Origin of the sequence: Massilia sp. NP310 (genome assembly GCF_019443485.1) — a bacterium.
GTDB lineage: Bacteria > Pseudomonadota > Gammaproteobacteria > Burkholderiales > Burkholderiaceae_D > Telluria > Telluria timonae.
In genome coordinates, this window is record NZ_CP080379.1 from 5,946,007 (window position 1) to 5,968,108 (window position 22,102).

18 protein-coding genes are annotated in these 22,102 nt (G+C 68.5%); 17 read left to right on the forward strand and 1 reads right to left on the reverse strand.

Annotated elements, in window-relative coordinates; genetic code table 11:
* Window position 1 precedes the first annotated feature (1 nt).
* The 8 genes from xrtB to KY496_RS26335 all read left to right on the forward strand — a co-directional run bounded on the left by xrtB (window position 2) and on the right by KY496_RS26335 (window position 10,617).
* On the forward strand, window positions 2-1,018 hold the full coding sequence (gene xrtB / locus KY496_RS26300) for an exosortase B (RefSeq protein ID WP_219863124.1): 1,017 nt from the start codon (window positions 2-4) through the stop codon (window positions 1,016-1,018).
* Window positions 1,015-1,755 carry an exosortase-associated protein EpsI, B-type gene (epsI, locus tag KY496_RS26305; protein ID WP_005669163.1) on the forward strand — a complete coding sequence of 247 codons (741 nt, stop codon included), beginning with the start codon at window positions 1,015-1,017 and terminating at the stop codon, window positions 1,753-1,755. The genes xrtB and epsI overlap by 4 nt, the downstream gene beginning before the upstream one ends.
* Window positions 1,756-1,773: 18 nt before the next feature.
* Window positions 1,774-3,321 (forward strand): O-antigen ligase, encoded by a 1,548-nt coding sequence (locus KY496_RS26310; protein ID WP_219863126.1) that lies wholly within the window; start codon window positions 1,774-1,776, stop codon window positions 3,319-3,321.
* Entirely contained in the window at window positions 3,207-4,844 is a 1,638-nt protein-coding gene (locus KY496_RS26315; protein WP_229409863.1) for an oligosaccharide flippase family protein, read from the forward strand. Before KY496_RS26310 ends, KY496_RS26315 begins: the two co-directional genes overlap by 115 nt.
* A 263-nt stretch (window positions 4,845-5,107) precedes the next feature.
* A complete protein-coding gene (locus tag KY496_RS26320; RefSeq protein WP_184234542.1) occupies window positions 5,108-6,388 on the forward strand; it encodes a glycosyltransferase family 4 protein in 1,281 nt (426 codons plus the stop codon).
* On the forward strand, window positions 6,324-7,160 hold the full coding sequence (locus KY496_RS26325; protein WP_219863128.1) for a glycosyltransferase family 2 protein: 837 nt from the start codon (window positions 6,324-6,326) through the stop codon (window positions 7,158-7,160). The genes KY496_RS26320 and KY496_RS26325 overlap by 65 nt, the downstream gene beginning before the upstream one ends.
* A 287-nt stretch (window positions 7,161-7,447) precedes the next feature.
* Window positions 7,448-9,682 carry a DUF4962 domain-containing protein gene (locus tag KY496_RS26330; protein WP_219863130.1) on the forward strand — a complete coding sequence of 745 codons (2,235 nt, stop codon included), beginning with the start codon at window positions 7,448-7,450 and terminating at the stop codon, window positions 9,680-9,682.
* 77 nt (window positions 9,683-9,759) lie between these two features.
* Window positions 9,760-10,617: a beta-1,6-N-acetylglucosaminyltransferase gene (locus KY496_RS26335; protein WP_005669173.1), complete on the forward strand. Its 858-nt coding sequence runs from the start codon at window positions 9,760-9,762 to the stop codon at window positions 10,615-10,617.
* Between the two features lie 9 nt (window positions 10,618-10,626).
* Here the strand turns inward: KY496_RS26335 and KY496_RS26340 are convergent, their stop codons facing one another.
* Window positions 10,627-11,055: a VOC family protein gene (locus KY496_RS26340; protein ID WP_184234530.1), complete on the reverse strand. Its 429-nt coding sequence runs from the start codon at window positions 11,053-11,055 to the stop codon at window positions 10,627-10,629.
* A gap of 158 nt (window positions 11,056-11,213) precedes the next feature.
* On the opposite strand from KY496_RS26340, the gene KY496_RS26345 reads away from it, so the two are divergent.
* The 9 genes from KY496_RS26345 to KY496_RS26385 all read left to right on the forward strand — a co-directional run bounded on the left by KY496_RS26345 (window position 11,214) and on the right by KY496_RS26385 (window position 22,050).
* Window positions 11,214-11,726 (forward strand): MgtC/SapB family protein, encoded by a 513-nt coding sequence (locus KY496_RS26345; protein WP_005669177.1) that lies wholly within the window; start codon window positions 11,214-11,216, stop codon window positions 11,724-11,726.
* A gap of 81 nt (window positions 11,727-11,807) precedes the next feature.
* Window positions 11,808-13,028 carry a glycosyltransferase gene (locus KY496_RS26350; RefSeq protein WP_005669180.1) on the forward strand — a complete coding sequence of 407 codons (1,221 nt, stop codon included), beginning with the start codon at window positions 11,808-11,810 and terminating at the stop codon, window positions 13,026-13,028.
* Window positions 13,028-14,311, forward strand: coding sequence for a phenylacetate--CoA ligase family protein (locus KY496_RS26355; protein ID WP_005669183.1), 1,284 nt, complete (start codon window positions 13,028-13,030; stop codon window positions 14,309-14,311). Before KY496_RS26350 ends, KY496_RS26355 begins: the two co-directional genes overlap by 1 nt.
* Window positions 14,312-14,421: 110 nt before the next feature.
* Window positions 14,422-15,519 (forward strand): glycosyltransferase family 4 protein, encoded by a 1,098-nt coding sequence (locus tag KY496_RS26360; protein ID WP_219863132.1) that lies wholly within the window; start codon window positions 14,422-14,424, stop codon window positions 15,517-15,519.
* A 31-nt stretch (window positions 15,520-15,550) separates the two neighbouring features.
* Complete coding sequence (locus KY496_RS26365; RefSeq protein ID WP_219863134.1) at window positions 15,551-17,557, forward strand: alginate lyase family protein; 2,007 nt, start codon at window positions 15,551-15,553, stop codon at window positions 17,555-17,557.
* Window positions 17,558-17,645: 88 nt separating this feature from the next.
* Window positions 17,646-18,344 carry a WecB/TagA/CpsF family glycosyltransferase gene (locus KY496_RS26370; protein ID WP_229520376.1) on the forward strand — a complete coding sequence of 233 codons (699 nt, stop codon included), beginning with the start codon at window positions 17,646-17,648 and terminating at the stop codon, window positions 18,342-18,344.
* A gap of 103 nt (window positions 18,345-18,447) precedes the next feature.
* A complete protein-coding gene (galE, locus tag KY496_RS26375) occupies window positions 18,448-19,446 on the forward strand; it encodes a UDP-glucose 4-epimerase GalE (protein ID WP_005669194.1) in 999 nt (332 codons plus the stop codon).
* A 16-nt stretch (window positions 19,447-19,462) separates the two neighbouring features.
* Window positions 19,463-20,635, forward strand: coding sequence for a sugar phosphate nucleotidyltransferase (locus tag KY496_RS26380; RefSeq protein ID WP_071363589.1), 1,173 nt, complete (start codon window positions 19,463-19,465; stop codon window positions 20,633-20,635).
* Window positions 20,632-22,050, forward strand: a complete 1,419-nt coding sequence (locus KY496_RS26385) for a mannose-1-phosphate guanylyltransferase/mannose-6-phosphate isomerase (protein ID WP_005669198.1) — start codon at window positions 20,632-20,634, stop codon at window positions 22,048-22,050. Before KY496_RS26380 ends, KY496_RS26385 begins: the two co-directional genes overlap by 4 nt.
* The last annotated feature ends 52 nt before the right edge of the window (window positions 22,051-22,102 follow it).

Genomic DNA, 22,102 nt, shown 5'->3' on the forward strand with positions numbered 1-22,102 from the left:
CATGGACCCGCGGCACGGCGTGCATCCCGGCCCCGGTCCTGGCCCCGGTCCTGGCCCCGACCCTGGCCGCGACCCTGGCCTGGGCGCCGGCCTGCGCCAGGCCTTGCCCGAATGGTGGCCGGTCATGCTGGGCCTGGCCCTGCTGTTCGGGCCGACGTTCCGCGACCTGTTCAGCGGCGCCTGGATCGGCGAAGAGCAGGGCCATGGACCGATCATTTTCGCCCTGTCCCTGTGGCTGATCTGGCGCAAGTGGCCCGAGGTGCGGGCGGCCAGCGCGCCGCCGCGGCCGCACTGGATCGGCTGGGCGGTGCTGGTGTTCGGCCTGGGCATCCACCTGCTGGGCCGTTCGCAAAAGATCCTGATGTTCGAGGTCGCCTCGATCCTCGCGGTGCTGGCGGCAACCGTCCTGCTCAAGCTGGGCGCGCGCGCCCTGCGCCTGCTGTGGTTCCCGTTCTTCTTCATGCTGTTCATGGTGCCCCTGCCGAGCGAGCTGGTGGCGGCGGTGACGATGCCGATGAAGATGGCCGTGTCCTGGGCCACCGAACACCTGCTGTTCGCGGCCGGCTATCCGATTTCGCGCTCCGGCGTGGTGCTGCAGATCGGCCAGTACCAGCTGCTGGTGGCCGATGCCTGCGCCGGCCTGCAGACCCTCCTGACCCTCGAGGCGCTGGGCCTGTTCTACCTGAACCTGATGCGCCATCCGTCGGCCTTTCGCAATCTGGCGCTGGCGATCCTGATCGTCCCGGTCTCGTTTACCGCGAACGTGATCCGCGTGATCGCGCTGACCCTGATCACCTATTATTTCGGTGACGCGGCCGGGCAGGGCTTCCTGCACGGCTTTGCCGGCATGGTGCTGTTCGTGACGGCGCTCCTGATGATCCTGGCGCTCGACGCGGCCCTGCAGTGGTTCATCAAGCGCCGCGAGCAGCCGCGCCATCCCGGCCACGGTTGGCCAAACCCGCCGAACTCGCCGAACTCGCCGAACTCGCCGAGTCCACTGCGCGGGGGCGCCCGATGAAACCGGCGCGCCGCCACCTGGCCGTCAGCATCGTGCTGGGCCTGGCCATGGCCGCCACCTCGGCGCTGACCGGGGCCTTGACGCCGGCGCCGCGCGCGCCGCTGCCGCACGAGCGCTTCAGCCTCGAGCAGATGATTCCGCAACGCTTCGGCGCCTGGACGGTCGACCCGGGCGTCGTGCCCCTGCAGCCCGACCCGGAGCAGCAGGGCGTGCTCGCGAAGATCTACGACCAGACCCTGTCGCGCACCTATATCGACGCCCACGGCCAGCGGGTGATGTTGTCGATCGCCTATGGCGGCGACCAGAGCAGGGCATTGCAGCTGCACCTGCCCGAGGTCTGCTACGTGGCCCAGGGCTTCGAGCTGGTCGAGGACAGCGAAGACCTGCTGCCCACCCGCCATGGCCGCTTGCCGGTCAAGCGCCTGGTGGCGCGCCTGAGCGAGCGTAACGAGCCGATCACCTACTGGATCACCATCGGCGACAAGGCGACCAAGGCCGGCATCCAGCAAAAGCTGCGCCGCCTCGCCTACGGCCTGTCGGGCGAGATCCCGGACGGCATGCTGGTGCGGGTATCGACCATCGGTTCCGACGAGCATGCCGCCTGGCGGGTGCAAGACCGTTTCGTGCTCGACCTGCTCGCGGTGCTGGCGCCGGGAGACCGCGCCCACCTGATCGGCGCCGACACCGTGCGCGCCACGGCCGACGCGTCGCGCGCCGTCGGCAGCGCGCGCCACTGACCCGGCGACGGCGCGGCGATGAACGACATCCTGCCCTATATCTATTATTCGTTGCCGTGGCTGTTCGTCATCGGACTGTCGCTCGCGGCCGTGCTGGGGATCGGTGTCGGGATGGTCTGGCCGCGTTTCCTGGTCTATCCCTATCTGCTGGTCTTTTTCTGGGTCAATTCCACCAGCTATGGCAACCTGGCCGTGTTCGCGTCACGCAGCATCTACAGCCGGGGCTCGGGCATGCTGTTCTTCGGCGTGGTGCTGTGGTATGTGCTCGGCGCCTGGCTGTGCGCCCGCATGTCCGCCAGTTTCATGAATCACTGCGTGAACGGCAGCGCAAACAACTTCGCGCCCGGCCGGCCGCGCCAGGCCGCGCCGGCCTGCAATCTGCGGCCCTGGTTCCTGGCCTGGGCCGTCCTGCTGGCCGCCCACGTCGGCGTCGGGCTGGCCACCGGGGTGCCGCTGGCCGAGTCGCTGGCGCCGTCGGGCTTCTCGAATATCGTCTGGATGGCGCCGCTCGTCTCGCTGATGCTGCTGGCCTTCCGCACCCGTGAGCAGGCGCTCGAGCTGGCGCGCTTCATCATGCTGGCGGGTCTGGCGCGCGCGCTGTTCGGCCTCGGCCGCTGGGCGGTATCGGGCGGCGACCCGAACAATGTGTATGCCAATATGAATGCGATCCAGATCCGCCTGACCTTCTTCGACATCAACGACAGCCTGCTGTGCACGCTGGCGTTCGCGATCGCCGCCGTCGCGCTGTTCCAGGCGCCATCCGGCGCGCCGACGCCGGCGCAAGGCCGGCCGTGGCGCGCGCTGGCGTGGGCCACCTTGCTTGCCACCACGCTGTGCGTCGTGCTGTCCTATCGCCGCACCGCCTGGATCGGCTTCCTGCTGGCGTTCGCAGTCGTGCTGTGGCGCTTTCCGCCCGCGCGCCGCCTGCAGCTGGGCCTGGCCGCCATGCCGCTGGCCGGCGCGGCCATGGCCTTCGTGGCGGCGCGGCGCCTGGCGCAGACGCGCGCCGCAGGCGAGGCGGGCGGGGGCGGCGGCGGGGTCGGTGGGCTGTTGTACGACATGCAGTCGCGCCGCTTCGGTCCGGAAAGCGAACGGGTGCTGGAACTCAAGCTGGCGTTCGCCGATTTCCTGGCGCACCCGCTGGCCGGCATCGGCGCCTGGGGCCGCTACCATGGCTACCAGGCCATTTCATGGCAAGGCAACCCGGACGGCGGGCTGTTCCTGCACAGCGGGGTGCTGCACATCGCGCTCAAGAGCGGCCTGCTCGGCACGGTGCTGCTGGCCGGCACCATCGTCGCCTTCGTCGTGGGCGCGCGGCGGGCGCTGCGCAGCCTGCCGCCCGAGCTGCTGGGCCTGGGCGCGGCCGGGGCGGCGGGGCTGGCGTTCATGATTCCCGACCTGCTGATCGGCACGCCGTTCCCGCAGGTGCGCACCACCCAGATGCTGGCTCTATGCCTGAGCCTGCCCTACCTGGCGCTGGCGGCCGCGCAAGAAGCGGCGCAGCGGCCGTCCTGGCAGCGGCCGGCCTGGCAGCGCGCGCCGCGGCGCCCAATGGCGCCGGCGTGATGAAGCTGCGCCTGGCCCTCAACGCCTGGTCCAACCTGCTCGGGGCGGCGGTCCCCGCGCTGGTGATGCTGGGCACGGTGCCGCTGGTGGTGCGAGGCCTGGGCGAGGCCGGCTATGGCGTGTACTCCCTGGTGACGGCCATCGTCGGCTATTTCGCGGTGATCGACATCAACCTCACGGCCGGTTCGGTCAAGTACATCGCCCAGCACCGGGCCAACGGCGACGCGCGGCAGGTCGCCGAGACCCTGTCCTTCGGCCTCGCCACCTATGTCGCCATCGGCCTGCTCGGCGCGCTGGGCATCTGGCTGAGCGCGGCCTGGCTGATCGAGGCCGTGTTCGCGGTGCCGGCGGCCTTGCGCCTCGAGGCGAGCGCGACCCTGCAACTGGCCGCGCTGGCGTTCTTGTGCGGCCAGTTGCAGATCTACCTGAACAGCGTGCCGCAGTCGCTCATGCGCTACGATATTTCGGGCCGGCTCGAGATGGCGTTCGGGACGCTGGTGCCGCTGGCCACGGTCGGCGTGCTGGCCCTGGGCGGCGGCCTGTTCGAGGTGGTCCTGCTGCGCGTGGTCGCGAGCGCCATCCACGCTCTGGTGCTGTGGCGCGCCGTCCGGCGCCTGCTGCCCGACTGGCGCTGGCGCTGGCCGGGCGCCGGCGTGCGCGCGGCCCTGCTGCGCTTCTCGGGCTGGACTTTCCTGTCGCGCTTCGCCGCGCTGTCGTACGCCCACGCCGACAAGCTGGTGATCGGGGCCCTGGTCGGCGTCGCCGGCCTCGCGTATTTCACGGTCGCCGCCACCCTGGCCAACCGCGTGCTGGGACTGAGCTTTCGCCTGTCGGCCGTGGCCTTCCCGGCCGCCAGCGCGCTCGCGGCCAGGGGCGAGCTGGCGCGCCTGGACGCGGTCTACCTCAAGGCGACGCGCTACGTGGTCTACCTGAACGCGGCGATCCTGGTGCTGCTGACCGTGTTCGCCCATCGCATCCTGGGCTACTGGATGGACGCCGCCTTCGCGCGCCACGGCGCCACCATCCTGGCGCTGATGGCCTTGTCGCAATTCGTCGATTCCCTGACCAGCCTGCCGTCTCTGGTCAACGACGGCATGGGCCACCCGCGCGTCTCGGGGCTGTTCGCCGTGGTGCGCGCGCTGGCCGGGCTGGGCATGGTCTACGCCGGCGTGGCCGGGTGGGGGATCCTTGGGGCCGCCTGGGGTCACCTGGCCACCTCGCTGCTGTTCGCCACGGCATTCCTGGTCTACGTCCATGGCCGCACCGTCCCGACCCCGCTGCGGCGCCTGCTGGTCCATGGCTATGTGCCGGGGCTGGCCGGGATCGCGCCCGTCGCCATCGCCGCCGGCGCGGCCGAGGCCCTGCTCGACGATAGCCTGGGCGCCTTCCTCGCGATCCTGGCCGCCACCGTGCTCCTGCTGGCCCTGCATGGAGCGCTGTTCGTGATCGAGCGCGGCGACCGCGACCTGGCCTGGGCCCGCCTCAAGACGCGCTGCCAGCCGGCGCGCGCCAGGGCCGGTTGAGGATGGCCGGGGCGCTGAACTCAAGTAGCGCCATGGATGTCCAACCATATGCGGTGGCGGACAGTCGACATCACCGATTCGGCACCTTCGGCGGCAGCGTGACGGTCGGGCCATGCACCGCGCCAGCGCACGGGCGTATCTCCCGCGTTTCAAGCGAAAGGGCGCTGTCAGGACGCCTTCCATGTCGCCACGATACATTCCGCCTCGAGGGCATGGCGGTCGTCCTGCCCGAGAGCTCACGTCTTTGATAGCGGGGGTGAGGCATGCGCATCCTGATGGTGTCCGAGGATCTGCCAGGCGAACAAGTGGGCGGCCTGGGCAAGCACGTGGTGACCCTGGCCAACCGCCTGCTGCAAGAGGGCCATGCGGTCGAGATCCTGGGCCGCGCCGACCGGCCCTCGGCCGACCCCGCGCGCCAGATCGGCTTCGCCGGACGCTTCCGGCCCGGTTTCGCCATCGTGCGCCCCGGCTGGAAAGAGGCGCAGCTGGGCGTCTTCAATCCGCTCAAGCGGCCCTGGTTTGCGCGCCGCATCGCGCGCGCCATCGATGCCCATGCCGCCGGCTTCGACGTGGTCCACTACCACGGCCACCTGCCGATGACGGGCCTGTACGTCCGGGACGGCATCAACTTCGTGCAGACCCGCCACGACCAGGGCAGCGAATGCCTGACCCACCTGCGCTTCGTCGACGACGCCGTGTGCGAGCGGCTGGCGCCGGGCGCGTGCACGGCGTGCAGCGCGCGCCACGCCGCCCCGAGTCCCGGCCCGGTGCGCACGGCGCTGACGGCGCTCGCCGTCAGCGGCTACCGCAGCCAGGCCGCGCGCGCCTTCGCCCGCCACAAGACAGTGTTCGTGTCCCACTTCCTGCGTCGCCGTTTCCTGCGCGCGGTGCCCGATGCCGACCTGGCGCGCAGCCGCGTGATCCACAACCTGGTCGACTATTCCTCGCTGCGCGCGCTGGCCCTGGCCGCCCCGGCGCCGCAGGCAGGAGAGGTGGTGCTGGCCGGCAGGATCGACACCGGCAAGGGGTTCGCGGAATTTCTCGACGCCGCCGCCGGCCACCTGCCGGCCCATACCCACTTGACCGTCGTCGGCGACGGTCCGCAGCGCGCGGCGCTGGAGCGGCGCCATGCCGGTCCGCAGGTGCGCTTCCTCGGCTGGCAAGACCATGCCGCCACCCTGGCCCTGGCCGCGCGCGCCCACCTGTGCGTGGTGCCGTCGTTGTGCGAGGAAGCCTGCAGCACCACGGTGCTCGAAGCGCTGGCGCTGGGCCGCGGTTGCCTGGCGCTGGCGCGCGGCGGCACGCCCGAGCTGGCCCAGTACGCCCAGTATCCGGGCCAGCTGGCGCTGGCCCGCACCATGCCGGCGCTGGTCGCACGGCTGGCGCGCCTGCTCGCGGCGGCGCCGCCGCCACGCATTGCGCCGCCGGCCGACTTCGGAACCGACGCCGCCCGCCTGCTGCCCACCTTACTGGAGCTGTATGCCGAACCAGCCGACCTTCTCGATCGTCACCTGCACCTGGAACAGCGCGGCTACGCTGGCTGACACGCTGGCTTCGGTCCAGGCCCAGACCTGCCGCGATCTCGAGCACATCTTCGTCGATGCCGGCTCGAGCGACGCCACCCTGGACATGATCGCCGCCTATCCCGGCGCCAAGCGCGTGCTGCGCGACGTGCGGGGCGGCATCGGCCACGCCATGAACCAGGGCATCGCCGCGGCGGGCGGCCGCTACGTCGCCCACCTGCACTCCGACGACTATTACGCCGGTCCGGCGGTGCTGGCCACGGTCGGGCGGCGCATCGAAGAGCTTGGCGGCATACTCGGCGACGGCGACGGCGACGGCGACGGCGACGCAGGCGGCGGCTGCCCGCCGGCCTGGGTGGTCGGCAACATCCAGGTGCTCAGGGAGGGCCGCCTGCTGCCGCCGAACGCGATGCCGCCGTTCTCCTACCGCTCCTACGCCGCCGGCCGCGCCTGGGTGCCGCACCCGGCCGTGTTCGTGCGGCGCGACGTGTTCGCCCTGGTCGGCGGCTTCGACGAGCGCCTGCGCTATGCGATGGACGTCGACCTGTGGCTGCGGCTGGGGGCGCTCAGCCGGCCGGAGCTGGTCGATGCGGTGCTGGCCGTATTTCGCGACCATGCCGGCAGCGTCTCGTCGCGCAACCGGATCGCGGCGCGGCGCGAGGAGTTCGCCGTGCGCCGGCGCCATGCGGACAAGGCGCCGCTGTCGTTCGGCATCTATTGCCTGCGCTACCTGAAGCGCATGCATGCCTTGCGCCGTCTGCAACGCAGCGCGGATGGCCAGGCGCAAAGCTAGCGCATGCTCCCAGTTATCGCACAGTCTTTCCACATCGAGCACGACAGTTACTGGACAGAACATCCTGTTCACCAAATGTTAAATCTGTCGTGTTGGATTCGTGCGAATGCAGGGCGCGAAAGCAAATAAACCTCTTGTTTCCTTGGGGAAGTTGATTTTGTTCAAAAAAACCTGCGGTAACATTGTTCCCGTCAAGCAAGCGTCGCCCGACGCCTGCAGCAGGTATCGATCCAGCGCCCGATCGCGGCGCGATCCCTGAACAATTCTCGTTCTCTCGGAGCTTCAGCATGAATTTTCACCGGAAAGGTCTGGTCCACGCGTTGGCGCTGGCGTCGCTCTTCGTATGCATGAGCGCGCGCGCGGACTGGGCCCAGTCCCCCGATCCCCTGGTCGTCCAACCCAGCCCGGACCTGAACCAGGTCCAGGCCCAGAATCCGCCCGGATTCACCTGGGCTCGCCACGCCAACGGCCCCGCCGCCTACGAGCTCGAGATCACGCCGAGCGGCGGTGCGCCGAGCAAGGTCGTCACCGAGCGCAACTGGTACCTGCCGCCGAAGGCCCTGGCCCTGGGCAAGTACACCTGGCGCGTGCGTCCGGTCGGCAGCGACGACTGGTCGACGCCGCGCGCCTTCTCGATCACCAGCAGGTCGAACCTGTTCGAGGTGCCGGACAATGCCACGCTGCGCGCGCGCATCACGGCCAAGGCGCGTCCGCGCGCGCTGCCGTCGTCGTTTACACCGTATGCCAGCTGGAACAGCGCCAAGCGCGCCGAACTCGACCCCTACGTCAGCCGCATGATGAACGAGATCAAGCTGCAGATCAACGCGGTGCCGGCGCTGAGCGATGCGCGCTGGCCGATCGTGATCAGCTCGCCGCTGACGGCCGCCATGGCCAGCCAGCAGACCGACATCCGCCAGCGCATCAACGAAGCCAGCCGCCAGCTCGAGGCCGCGGCCGTGATGTGGCGCATGAAGGGCGACCGCCTGTTCCTCGACGAAGCGCTGCGCCGCGGCGACCAGATGGCCGCCCTCGACCCGAAAGGGCCGACCAGCTACGCCAACCAGGACCAGGCCACGCGCCAGATCTCGGTTTCGCTGATCAAGGCGGTCGACATCCTGGCCGCCGACCTGGACGCGCCGCGCCGCGCGCGCTGGCTGAACACGGTCAGGATCCGCGCCGAGGAAATCTACGGCAACCTGGCCGGCGACAATGGCCGCCTCGACCAGTATCCCTTCGATTCGCACGGCAACACGAGCCTGATCTTCCTGTCGCTGATCTCGACGCTGGCGCTGGGCGACATTCCCGAGGCGCAGAAGTGGTTCGACTTCTCGTTCCGCGCCTATGCCAACTCGCCGTCGCCCTGGAGCGGCGAGGAGGGCGGCTACGCCAACGGCACCGCCTATGCCGAATATGCGGCTGGCTACCTGGTCGCGCTGTGGGATCCGATGTCGCAGGCGTCCGGCGTGAATTTCTATGCCAAGCCCTGGGCCCAGGGCCTGCTCGACTTCGCCACCCAGTTCACGCCGCCGGGCTCGCGCGTGCACGCCTTCGGCGACGGCTCCGAGACCAAGCCCGACACCCGTGTCTGGCATGCCTTCGGCTCGCGCATGGTGTCGCCGCGCGCGGCCTGGTACGTGGCCAGCCTGGGCGGCACCGAGGATACGCTGAGCCTGCTGCAAGCGCCGTACCCGATGCCGATCAAGGGCACCGTGACCAAGACGCCGCCGACCAACTCGGCCTATTATCCGAGCATCGGCTGGGCCTCGATGCACACCGACATCGGCTCCAGCAGCCGCACCTCGCTGTACTTCAAGTCCAGCCCCTACGGTTCGTTCAACCACAGCCATGGCGACCAGAACGGCATCCTGCTGTCCAGCGCGGGCCAGCCGCTGCTGGTCAAGGCCGGCTGGTATGACTGGTACGGTTCGCCTTACTGGAGCGACTGGTATCACCAGACCCGCTCGCAGAATGCGATCACCTTCGACGGCGGCAAGGGCCAGCTGGTGACGGGCTACCGCGAACAGCTGCAGCGCAACGGCAAGATCACCGGCTTCGCCGCCCAGCCCGCCTATGATTTCGTCGAGGGCGACGCCACCGCCTCTTATGGCGGCCAGCTGACCATGGCCAAGCGCCAGGTCTGGCACCTGCGCAATGCCGGCAATGCGATCCTGGTGCGCGACCGCCTGGCCAGCACGATCGCCCGCACCTACGAGTGGAATATCCACACTCCGGTCATCATGACGGTGGAGAATGCGCAGAACGTCAAGGTGTCGGCCGGCGGCCAGTCGCTGTGCCTGCGCTCGCTCAACGCGGACGCCAGCTTCGCCAAGTGGATCGGGCCGGGCGCCAAGGTTAACGTGATCGAGGACCATGGCGCCTTCTACCTCAAGAACGACGGCAAGTCGACCGCCGAGTTCCTGGTGCTGCTCGACGTCGGCTGCAAGAAGCCGCCGGTCAGCATCGCCACCTCGGGCACGGTGCGCACCGTGACCGTCGCCGGCCAGAGCGTGACCTTGAATTAATAGCCTGGCGCCTAGGTGGCGCGCTCGATTCATGCGCGATGCTAGTCTGGCGCGCATGAGTGGAGCCGCGCTCGCCGATGAAACAGGTGTTCCTGATCTGTGCGCACAAAGACATGGACCAGCTCAACAGGCTGATCGGGCAATTGTGCGATCCCGATTTCCTGGTCTATGTGCACCTGGACGGCAAGAGCGCGCTCGACCCGGCGCGACTGCATCCGCATGCCCGCCTCGTGCGCGAGCGGGTCGCCGTGCGCTGGGGCGACGTGTCCCAGGTCGAGTCCACGCTGGCATCGATGCGCCAGATCCTGCCTGAAGCCCCGGATTTCGACAAGCTCATCCTCATGTCGGCCCAGGACTTCCCGCTGTTGCCGAATCCATTGTTGAAAGCCGAGCTGGCAAGGATGCGCGGTTACGAGCTGATTGAGACCGCGCCGATTGCGGCCCATGGCTGGCGCGTGATGCACCGTTACGCCTATTTCCATCGCGACGGCGGCATGCTGGCCGAACGACTGGCCTGCGCCGCCGCCAACCGCGGCCTGCGCCTGCTGCGGCGCACCCGGCATTTGCCAGACGGATTGGTCCCCTACGGCGGCTCGTGCTGGTGGACCCTGTCACGCGACTGTGCGCGCGCGCTGCTGCGCCTTGCCGACGCACATCCTCGCCTGCTGCGTTTTTGCCGCAGCGTGCAGTCGCCCGACGAGCTGTTCTTCCAGACGCTGGTGATGCGTTCGGAGTTCGCCGATCGTGTGTTGCCGCATAATTTTCGCTACATCGCGTGGCCGGAAGGCGGCGCCTGCCATCCGAAGGTGCTCGACGAAGGCGACTTCGAGCGCGTCAAGGCTTCCGGCGCCCACTTCTGCCGCAAACTGGACAGTCACGCCAGCGCCGCCTTGCTCCCACGCCTGCTGGCATGGAAGCAAGACCGGCTGGCGTGACGCTGTTGGTCAGAAAGTGATCTTGATCTCGCGCGCGCTGAAGGTCGCTTCGCCGTGGTACACGGCTTCGATATTGTTACCGTCGGGATCGATCACGAAGGCGCCGTAATAGCCCGGATGATAGGGCCGTTCGCCCGGCGCGCCATTGTCCTTGCCGCCGGCCGCCAGCGCCGCACGGTAGAAGGCGTCGACCATGGCGCGGTCGCGCGCCTGGAAAGCCAGGTGATGGCGGCCGGTCAACTGGCCCTGGGCCGCTTCGCTGTCCGCCGTCGAGACGAACAACTCGTCGGCCCAGAAATAATCAATGCCCGAGCCGGCCAGCGGGATGCCCAGCACATCGAACACGGCCGTATAGAACGTGCGTGAAGCGGGCAGGTCGCGCACCACCAGCTGGATGTGGTCGATCAGGCGTCCGCGATAGATCTCCATCGTTTCCATCAGGTTCTCCTCGTGAAGGTTGGCTGCGCTGCCGATTATACGAAAAGCGCAACGGCATGCCGCGTCTTTACGCAGGCGCCAACGGCCGAGCGTGGCGACACGGATCTTGCATGGATGGCATGATTTACCGGAAATCGAACCGGACAAAGGATGGAGGAATGCAAGTGTGGTGGACACAAAGCTGGCTGACAATACAGCGTGAATTTTCCGACCTGGGCAATGCCGAAGACGTGACCGTCATCGTGGTGCGCCTGCTGGTGGCCGCCCTGGTGGGCGGAATGCTGGGTTACGAGCGCGAAACGGTCGGCGCCTCGGCCGGCCTGCGCACGCATATGCTGGTCTCGGTCGGCTCGGCCTTGTTCGTGCTGATCCCGCTGCAGGCCGGGATGGAGGTGTCGGACCTGTCGCGCGTGCTGCAGGGCGTCACCGCCGGCATCGGCTTCCTGGGCGCCGGCGCCATCCTCAAGCAGAAGGAACAGAACGACATCCGCGGCCTGACCACCGCCGCCAGCGTCTGGATGACGGCCGCCATCGGCGTGGCCGCCGGCATGGGCCGCGAAGCCACGGCCATCCTCAGCGCGCTGTTCGGCCTGGTGATCCTGTCCATCCTGCGCGCGCCGGCCAAGAAGGCGGGCGAATACGGCAAGGACGACCGCGACGCCGGACGCTAGCGCGCAAGTCTGCGATAGCTGAAACGTTTGCGTCGGGCGCCGGTCTAGTATCGTAGGTCCCACCCATCGATACGAGGCGCCATGCGCAAGCCGTGTTCCATCGCTTTCATCGTGCGCGACCCCTTGCCGCCGGTGCGCGCCGACCTGCTGACCCTGTTCGGCGCCGAGATGCCGCGCCATGGCGTCGATAGCGAGCTGGTCGGCCAGTCCGGCGGCGCCGGCCCGCCGGAGTGGGGCGGCGGCGGCATGCACGCCGTGGGCAGCCTGGGCAGCCGCTACGCCAGCGTGCTGGCGCCCGCCTGGGACCTGCTGGGCCTGGCGCGCGCCTGGCGCCGCCGCCGGCCGGACGGCATCCAGGTGCGCGACAAGATCGCGTCCGGCCTGCTGGGCCGCCTGGCCGCCGCCGCGCTCGGCGTGCCCTTCCTGTACTGGATGTCGTTCCCGATCGTCGAAGGCTTCGAGGCGCGGCGCGACGAGATCGCACGCCGCGGCCGCGGGCCGCGCTGGCTGGCGCATGCGGCGCGCGCCGCGGCCTCGCGCTGGCTGCTGTATCGGCTGGTGCTGCCGGGCGCGCGCCATGTGTTCGTGCAGAGCGACGCCATGGCCGACTGGCTGGCAGGCAAGGGATTCGCGCGCACGCGCATGACGGCGGTGCCGATGGGCGTCGATCTCACGCTGTGTGCGCGCGCGCGGGTCGCGCCCAGCCTCGATCCGCGCCTGGACGGGCGGCGGGTGCTGCTCTACCTGGGCCGGGTCGCGCAGGCGCGCGGCTCCGGCTTCCTGCTCGACGTCGTCGAGCAGCTCGCCCTTGATGTGCCCGATATCCTGCTGGTGATCGCCGGCGACGCCCCCTCGGGCGACGAAATGGCCTGGATGCGCGCCGAGATCGCGCGCCGCAAGCTGGAACGGCTCGTGCTGCTGACCGGCTGGCTGCCGCGCCAAGCGGCGCTCGGCTATGCGGTGCGGGCCGAGGTCGGCCTGTCGCCGATCCCGCGCGGCGTCCTGTACGACGTTTCTTCGCCGACCAAGCTGGTCGAGTACCTGGCGCTGGGCATCCCCGGCGTGGCCAACGACATCCCGGACCAGGCCCGGGTGCTGGCCGAGAGCGGGGCCGGGCTGTGCGTGCCGATGGAGGCGCCGGCCTTCGCCGGCGCCGTGCGCCGCTTGCTGCACGAACCCGGCCTGGCCGCCGCCTGTCGCGCGCGCGGACCAGGCTGGGTCAGGGCACACCGCAGCTACGCGATCCTGGGGCGGGTGGTGGCCGAGGCCTATGCCGGCATCCTGGCCGGGCGGGGCGCCTGATGGATGCGCGCACGCTCGCGCTGGCGTTCAGGTCGCTCGGCCGCCTGCTGGCGCGCGGCCTGCCGGCGCGGCTGCTGGTGCTGCCTTCTCTCATGCGCAACGAGCGGTCCGGGGCCATTCTCAACGCCTACGTGGCGCGGCGCGCGCGCCGCCTCGGCGTGGAAGTGCCGCCGGACGCGACCCGGCTGCACGCGGTGCCGCCCGGCGCCTTCCTGCTCGCCAAGCCGGCCCTGCGCCAGGACCCCGCGCGCCACCTGCGGCCGCGCCGCTTCGGCTCGCTGCTGCGCAACACGATCCGCACCAGCGGCACTTCCGGTTCACCGCTCACCCTGGTACAGTCGCTCGGCGCCGTGATCCGCGAAGAAGCCTTCATCCAGCGCCAGCTGCGCTGGATCGGCTGGCGCCCGGGGCAGCGGCGCGCCTGGATCCGCGGCGACCTCGTGTGCGACGAGCATCCCCATGACGGGCGCTACTGGCGGCGCGACCCGGTCGGCAGGCTGCTCGTGATGTCGTCCTATCACTTGTCCAACGCGACCATCGGCGCCTATGTGGCGGCGCTGGAAGCCTACGATCCGGTGGTGATCCACGCCTATCCATCGTCGGTCGAGGCCATCGCCCACTGGCTGGAGGCGGCCGGGCGCCGCTATGCGGGCCGGGCCCTGCGCGGCGTGATGACCTCGTCCGAGACCCTGGAGCCGGACGTGCGCGCGGCCGTCATGCGCGCCTTCGGCGTCGTCGTGTACGACTGGTATGGGCAGGCCGAGCGGGTCGCCGCCATCGGCACCTGCGAGCACGGTCGCTACCACCTGCTGAGCGACTACGGCGGCGTGGAACTGCTGGCGCTGCCCGACGGCAGCAGCGAACTCGTCGGCACCAGCCTGAACAACGCCGCGATGCCGCTCGCGCGCTACCGTACCGGCGATACCGTGCGCGTGGGCAAGGCGGATCCTTGCCCCTGCGGGCGTGTGTTTCCGACGCTCGATGCCGTGATCGGACGCCAGGAGCGCATCCTCACCTTGCCCGACGGCCGCATGGTGGCGCGCCTCGACCGCGTGTTCCAGGGCAGCGGCCTGCGCCTGCTCGAGGGCCAGGTGCGCTACCACGGCCAGGCCCGCTTCACCCTGCGGGTCGTCGCGGCCGACGGTTTCGGCAGCGGCGACGAAGCCGCCCTGCGCGAACAATTCCTGCAGCGAGTGCCCGGCGTGCAGGTGGCGGTGGAGCGGGTCGAGGCGATTCCACGCGGCGCCAACGGCAAGTTCGAGTTCATCGCCGTCGACGGTTGAATCGTGCGCGAGATTCGACAAGTTGCCATGTATGATCGTAAATATTGTCCCTTTCATAAGTGCATGAACCTCATGATCAGGATTGCGACACATTTCTCAAAGGCGCCTGCATGAACGTGGCGTCCCCACGCGTGTTGATGGTTGGAACCGCGCTGGGGGGCAGGGGAGGCATCGCAAGCATGGTCGAGGTGCTGCGCATCGACGGCCTGTTCGAGCGCGAGGGCATCGCCTACGTCGCGACCCACGCCGAGGGCCGCCGCCTGCATAAGCTCGGCAGCGCGCTGCGCGGCCTGTGGCGCACCGCGCAGGCCTGCCTCGGCGCCGGGCAGAAGCCGGGCATCGTCCATGTGCACGCCGGATCGCATGCCAGTTTCCTGCGCAAGTCGCTGGTGCTGCTCATGGCGCGCAGGGGCGGCGCGCGCACCGTGTTCCACCTGCATGGCGGCGGCTTTCGGCGCTACGCGCTGGTGGAGGCCGGGCCGTTGCTGCGGCGCTGGATCCGGCACACCCTGGAAGCAAGCTCGCGCGTGATCGCGCTGTCGCCCGCCTGGGCCGCCTGCGTGCGCGAATGCGCGCCGCGCGCGCGGGTCGAGGTGCTTGCCAATCCGGTGCGCCTGACGGCGCCGGCGGCGCCTGGACAGGCCGAAGCCGGCCGTATCCTGTTCCTGGGCCGCCTCGACCCGGCCAAGGGCGTGGACGAACTGCTGCAAGCCTGCGCCGCCCTGGCCGCGCGCCACCCGGGGCTGCATCTGGTGCTGGGCGGCAGCGGCGACTTGGACTGGGTGCGGCGCCGCGCCGCCGAACTCGGCGTCGCCAACCGGGTCGAGACGCCGGGCTGGCTGGACGCCGCTGCGCGCGATGCGCAGCTGGCGCGCGCCTGGCTGTTCTGCCTGCCGTCCCATGCCGAAGGCTTGCCGATGTCGGTGCTCGAGGCGATGGCGGCGGGGGCGCCGGTGGTGGCCACCCGGGTCGGCGGCATCCCCGAAGCGCTGGCCGACGGCGCGCGCGGCCTGCTGGTCGCGCCGCGCGACGCGGCGGCGCTGGCCTGCGCCATCGGACGCCTGCTGGACGACGCGCGATTGCGCGCGCGGCTGGCGTGCGCGGCGCGCGCCGCCGTCGAGCGACACTACGCGGCCGGCGTGGTGTGCGCCAGACTGTCCGCGCTGTACGCGCAATTGCTGGAAGAGAACGCGATAAGCGCGCAATGAGGCGCGATGAAAAAACGGTGAGGGAAAATCGATGAACGCAACAGTACGCATGGCGTGGCTGGTCAACCGGCTGCGCTGCATGTCGGTGCCGGAACTGGCTTACCGGCTGCGCCAGGCGGCGACGATCCGCCTGGCGCGCCGCTCGGTCGGCCGCGCCGCGCCGCCGCCGCTGCCGCGCACCCTGAGCCTGGGCGTGCGCGGCGCGCCGGCGCTCGAGCGGGCCGAGGTCGAGGCGCTGCTGCTCGACGCCGAGCGCATCGAGGCGGGCCACGTGGTGCTGTTCGCAGAACGCCGCTTCGACGTCGGCGTGCCGACCGCCTGGAACCGCGATCCAGAGACCGGCGTCGTCGCGCCGTCGCTGTACCGCGGCGACATCGCCATCGGCGACCGCGAACTGGTGGGCGACATCAAGCACGTGTGGGAACTGAACCGCCACCTGCACCTGGTGACGCTGGCCCAGGCCTGGGCCCTGACGGGCGAGGCGCGCTGGCTGGACGCGCTGGCGCACAACCTGCGCAGCTGGTTCGAAGCCTGTCCGCCGCTCACGGGACCCAACTGGACCAGCTCGATGGAGCTCGGCATCCGCCTCGTCAACTGGAGCCTGATCTGGCAACTGGTGGGCGGCGAACACAGCGCCCTGTTCGAAGGCGATGGCGGGCAGCGCCTGCGTGCCGACTGGCTGGACAGCATCCACGCCCACTGCCGCACCATTGCGCGCCACCCGTCGCGCCATTCCTCGGCCAACAACCACCTGATCGCCGAAATGGCCGGCCTGTATGCCGGCGCCGTCACCTGGCCGTGCTGGAAGGAATCGAAGGACTGGGAAGCCCAGGCGCATCGCGAACTGGAGCACGAGGCCCAGGCCCAGTTCTCGCGCGACGGCGTCAACCGCGAGCAGGCATTTGCCTATCATATGTTTTCCTGTGAATGCCTGTTCGTGGCCGGACTGCTGGGCCAGGCGCACGGCCAGGCGCGCGGTCAGGCGCGCAGCCGCCCTTTCTCGCGCGCCTACTGGACCGTGCTGCAGCGCGCGCTGCGCTTCCTGCGCTCCGTGCGCGACGTCGACGGCGGCCTGCCGATGGTCGGCGATGCCGACGACGGCTGCGTGTTCCGCCTGCACGCCGGCACCGGGCGGCCGGGCCCGGACCGCGCCGCGCAACTGCTGGCGCTGGGTGACACCGTGTTCGGCGGCCAGCCCGACCACCACCCGGGCGTGCGCTGGCTGCTGCACGCGCTGCCGGGCGGGCGGCCCGACTGCGATCCGCACGAGGTCGAGTCCGGATGGTCCTTCCCCGACGGCGGTTACCTGCTGTTCGGCAACCACTTCGGCGAGGCGAACGAGATCAAGGGCGTGCTCGACTGCGGCCCGCTGGGCTATCTCGGCATCGCCGCCCATGGGCACGCCGATGCGCTGGCCCTGAGCCTGTCGGTGGCGGGCGAAGCCTGCCTGGTCGATTCCGGCACCTACTCGTACTGGCAAGACCAGAAATGGCGCGATTACTTCCGCGGCACCTCGAGCCACAACACCGTGCGCGTCGACGGCCTCGACCAGTCGGCATCGGGCGGGCGCTTCATGTGGCTGCGCAAGGCGCGCGCCAGCATCGAGCGCATGCCGGCCTCGCCCCAGGAATTCGACTTCCGCGGTTCGCACGACGGCTATGCGCGCCTGCCGGACCCGGTGCTGCACCTGCGCAGCGTGCGCTTCGACGGCGCCAGCAATACCCTGACCGTGCGCGACGAGGTCGCCGCCAGGAAGCACCACAAGGTCGAGGCCTTCTGGCACTTCGCCCCCGGCCTGGACGTGCGCCTGACCAGCCACGGCCTGTCGGTGCGCGGCAAGCGTTTCGTGCTGCAGATGCAGGCCAGCGGCGAAGACCTGCACCTCGAGCTGGTGCGCGGCGCCGAGAATCCGCCGCTGGGCTGGTATTCGGCCGCCTATGAATCGAAAACGCCGTGCGAAGTGCTGCGCATCACGACCGTATCGTCCGCCGTTCCCATCGAATGCAGGTTTACAATCACCTTTGTCGATGATAAATAATTAATGTCAAGAAACGTCACGCACCGGACCGGAGGCACGCATGAACGAGCGCGTCACGCTGTTTGGTTGTAATATAGATAACGTTTCAATGGAAGAGACCCTGGAGCGGGTCGAGGGTTTCGTGCGCAGCGGGCGGCCACACCAGCATGTGGTGGTCAATGTCGACAAGCTGGTCAAGGCCAGCCGCGACGAGGACCTGCGCCGCATCATCAATGAATGCGACCTGGTCAATGTGGACGGCATGCCGGTGGTGTGGGCCTCGCGCCTGCTGGGCAAGCCGCTCAAGGAAAGGGTCGCCGGCATCGACCTGTTCGAGGCCCTGATGCGGCGCGCGGCGCAGAGAGGCTGGCGGGTGTTCCTGCTGGGTGCGCGCGCCGACGTGGTGCGCGAGGTGGCCGCGACCTATGCCCGCCGCTATCCTGGCCTGGTGCTGGCCGGCGTGCATGACGGCTACTGGCAGGGCGAGGGCGCCGAAGCGCAGGTGGTGCGCCAGGTGCGCGAGAGCCGGGCCGACCTGCTGTTCGTGACGATTTCCTCGCCCAAGAAAGAACAATTTCTCGGTCTGTACCAGGCCGAGATGCGGATACCGTTCGCGATGGGGGTAGGCGGGAGCTTCGACGTGGCGATCGGCCGGGTCAAGCGGGCGCCGGCCTGGATGCAGATGGCCGGGCTCGAGTGGTTCTTCCGATTCCTGCAGGAACCGCGCCGGATGTTTCGGCGTTACTTTATCGACGACATGGCGTTTCTCTGGCTCCTGATCAAGGAAGCGGCCAGAACAAACAACTAAAACTGGGATCACGGCGCAGCAGCACTTCGTTGCGCCGACAAGAACAAAGGGCCGCAACCGGTCCATGGGTCATCAAATTATTTATTAACAGAGAGCGAAAGACATGAAGATTCTGGTTACTGGCGGTGTGGGCTATATCGGGTCGCATACTGTCGTCGAACTGCAGAACGCCGGTCACGACGTGGTCGTGGTCGACAACCTGTCGAACGCCCAGCAGTCGGTCTGCGAGCGCGTCCGGCGCATCACCGGCAAGCCGTTCGCCTTTGTCCAGGCCGACATCCGCGACCGCTCGGCCATGGAGGCCGCGTTCGCCGAGCACAAGCCCGAGGCGGTGATCCACTTCGCCGGCCTGAAGGCGGTCGGTGAATCGGTGGCGCAGCCGCTGCGCTATTACGACAACAACGTCAACGGCAGCGTGGTGCTGTTCGAGACCATGGCCAAGTTCGGCTGTAAATCGCTGGTGTTCTCGTCCTCGGCCACCGTGTACGGCGATCCGGCGTCGGTGCCGATCCGCGAGGATTTCCCGCTGTCGGCCACCAACCCCTATGGCCGCAGCAAACTGATGATCGAAGACATCCTGCGCGACCTGGCAAAGGCCGAGCCCGACTGGCGCATCGCGCTGCTGCGCTACTTCAATCCGGTCGGCGCCCATGAAAGCGGCCTGATCGGCGAAGAGCCGAGCGGCATCCCGAACAACCTGGTCCCCTACATCGCCCAGGTCGCCAACGGCCAGCGCGACAAGCTGTCGGTGTTCGGCGGCGACTACGACACCCCGGACGGCACCGGCCTGCGCGACTACATCCACGTGGTGGATCTCGCCATCGGCCACGTCAAGACCCTGGATCGCCTGAACAAGGGCCCGGGCATCGTCACCTACAACCTCGGCACTGGCCGGGGCAACAGTGTATTGGAAATGGTACGCGCCTTCGAAGCGGCCAGCGGGCGTCCGGTCGCCTACCAGATCGTCGACCGCCGTCCCGGCGACGTGGCCAAGTGCTACGCCGATCCGGCCCTGGCCCGCGAGGAGCTGGGCTGGAGTGCCGAACGTGATGTCGCTCAAATGTGCGCTGACGTATGGCGCTACCAAACCACAGCCAAATAATGCAAAGGATAGTCTAATGAAAGCCATGATTCTCGCCGCAGGCAAAGGCACTCGCGTCCGTCCGCTCACCTACGACCTGCCAAAACCCATGATCCCGATTCTGGGCAAACCCGTGATGGCTTACCTGATCGAACACCTCAAGAAAAATGGCGTGTCCGAAATCATGGTCAACGTCAGCTGGCTGCACGAAAAAATCGAAGAGTATTTCGGCGAAGGCGAGCAGTTCGGCGTCCAGATCGGCTACTCCTTCGAAGGCTATACGAAGGATGACGGCGAAGTCGTCCCCGAACCGATCGGCTCGGCCGGCGGCATGAAGAAAATCCAGGAATTCGGCGGCTTCTTCGACGACACCACCGTGGTGCTGTGCGGCGACGCCCTGATCGACCTCGACCTCAAGGCCGCGCTGCTGGAGCACCGCCGCAAGGGCGCGATGGCCACCGTCATCACCAAAGAAGTGCCATGGGACAAAGTTTCGTCGTATGGCGTGGTGGTCTCGGACGAGCAGGGCCGCATCCTGGAATTCCAGGAAAAGCCGAGCCAGCAAGAGGCGAAGTCCAACTTCATTTCCACCGGCATCTATATCTTCGAGCCAGAAGTCATCGACCTGATCCCGTCGGGCGTGCCGTTCGACATCGGTTCCGAGCTGTTCCCGCTGCTGGCCGAGCGCGGCCTGCCGTTCTATGCCCAGGGCCGCCCGTTCAACTGGCTCGACATCGGCACCATGGGCGACTACTGGGAAGTGCTGCAGTCGGTGATCACCGGCGAGGTCAACAATATGGACGTGCCCGGCATCCAGATCAAGCCGGGCGTCTGGGTGGGCCTGAACACCAGCATCGACTGGGAAGGCACGACGATCGAGGGTCCCGTCTATATCGGCTCCGGGGTGAAAGTGGAAGCCGGCGCCCGCATCGTGGGTCCGACCTGGATCGGCCACGGCAGCCATATCTGCGAAGGCGCCGAGATCGTGCGCAGCGTGCTGTTCGAGTACACCCGCGTGTTGCATGATGTAACATTGAATGAAATGATTGTCTTTAAGGAATATAGTGTCGACCGAAAAGGCGAAATGAAACACGCCTCCGAGTATTCTTCGGAGGAATGGCTCAATGCACGCGACCGTCGCCGCTCCCGGCGCAAGGAAGTCGCGGACCACGACACCAACGAGTTAGAGAAAGAGAAAGTCAGCGCATGAAGATCTATCCAGTCATCCTTTCCGGCGGCGCCGGCACCCGCCTGTGGCCTCTGTCGCGCAAGGTTTTGCCGAAGCAGTTGCTGCCGCTGGTTGCCGACAAGACCATGCTGCAGGAAACCGCCTTGCGCGTGGCCGGTTGGCCGGAGATGATGGCGCCGCTCGTTGTGTGCGGTAATGACCACCGCTTCATGGTGGCCGAGCAATTGCGTGAAGTGGGCATCACGCCGCTGGGCATCCTGCTCGAGCCGGTCGGCCGCAACACGGCGCCGGCCGTGGCCGCCGCCGCCCACCACCTGCAGGCGATCGACCCAGAGGCCGTCATGCTGGTGCTGCCGGCCGACCACGTGATCCAGAACGGCGAAGCCTTCCGTGAAGCGGTCGACCGCGCCACCCGCCTGGTGGCCAAGGGCGCGCTGGCGACCTTCGGCATCGTGCCCAATGCGCCGGAAACCGGTTACGGCTACATCCGCCGCGGCGAACAGGTGGACGAGTGCGGCGAATGCTACAAGGTGGCGCGCTTCGTCGAGAAGCCCGACGCCGCCACGGCCGAAGGCTTCCTGGCCGAAGGCAGCTACTACTGGAACAGCGGCATGTTCATGTTCGCCGCCGCGCGCTACCTGCAAGAGCTGGAGCAGCACGCGCCGGCCATCGCCAGCGCCGCCAGCCAGGCCATGCACGCGGCCTACCGCGACCTCGATTTCTGCCGCCTCGACGAGAGCGCGTTCTCGGCTTGCCCGTCCGATTCGATCGACTACGCGGTGATGGAACACACCCGCGACGCCGCCGTGGTGCCGGCCGATATCGGCTGGAACGACGTCGGTTCGTGGTCGGCGCTGTGGGAAACCCAGGCCAAGGACGCCAACGGCAACGCCCAGCGCGGCGACGTCTACCTGGACGGCGTCAAGAATTCGCTGGTGCGCGCCGAAAGCCGCATCGTGGCGGTGGTGGGCCTGGAAGACGTGGTCGTGGTCGAGACCCAGGACGCGGTGCTGGTCACCTGCAAGAGCAAAGTGCAGCGCGTCAAGCAGGTGGTCGAACACCTGGCTTCCAAGGAGCGCACCGAGCACCTGCACCACACCCGCGTCTATCGTCCATGGGGCCACTACGAGGGCATCGATGCGGGCGACCGTTTCCAGGTCAAGCGCATCACCGTCAAGCCGGGCGAGAAGCTCTCGCTGCAGATGCACCACCACCGCGCCGAGCACTGGGTCGTGGTGTCGGGCACCGCCCGCGTCACCTGCGGCGATACCGTCAGCCTGCTGTCCGAGAACGAATCGACCTATATCCCGATCGGCATGAACCACCGTCTGGAAAACCCGGGCAAACTGCCGCTGCACATCATCGAGGTGCAGTCGGGCAGCTACCTGGGCGAGGACGATATCGTCCGCTTCGAGGACATCTACAAGCGCGCCTGAGTCCTCCGGCCGCGCGCCTGGAACTTGTCCGGCAACGTGCAGTCTGACGTTG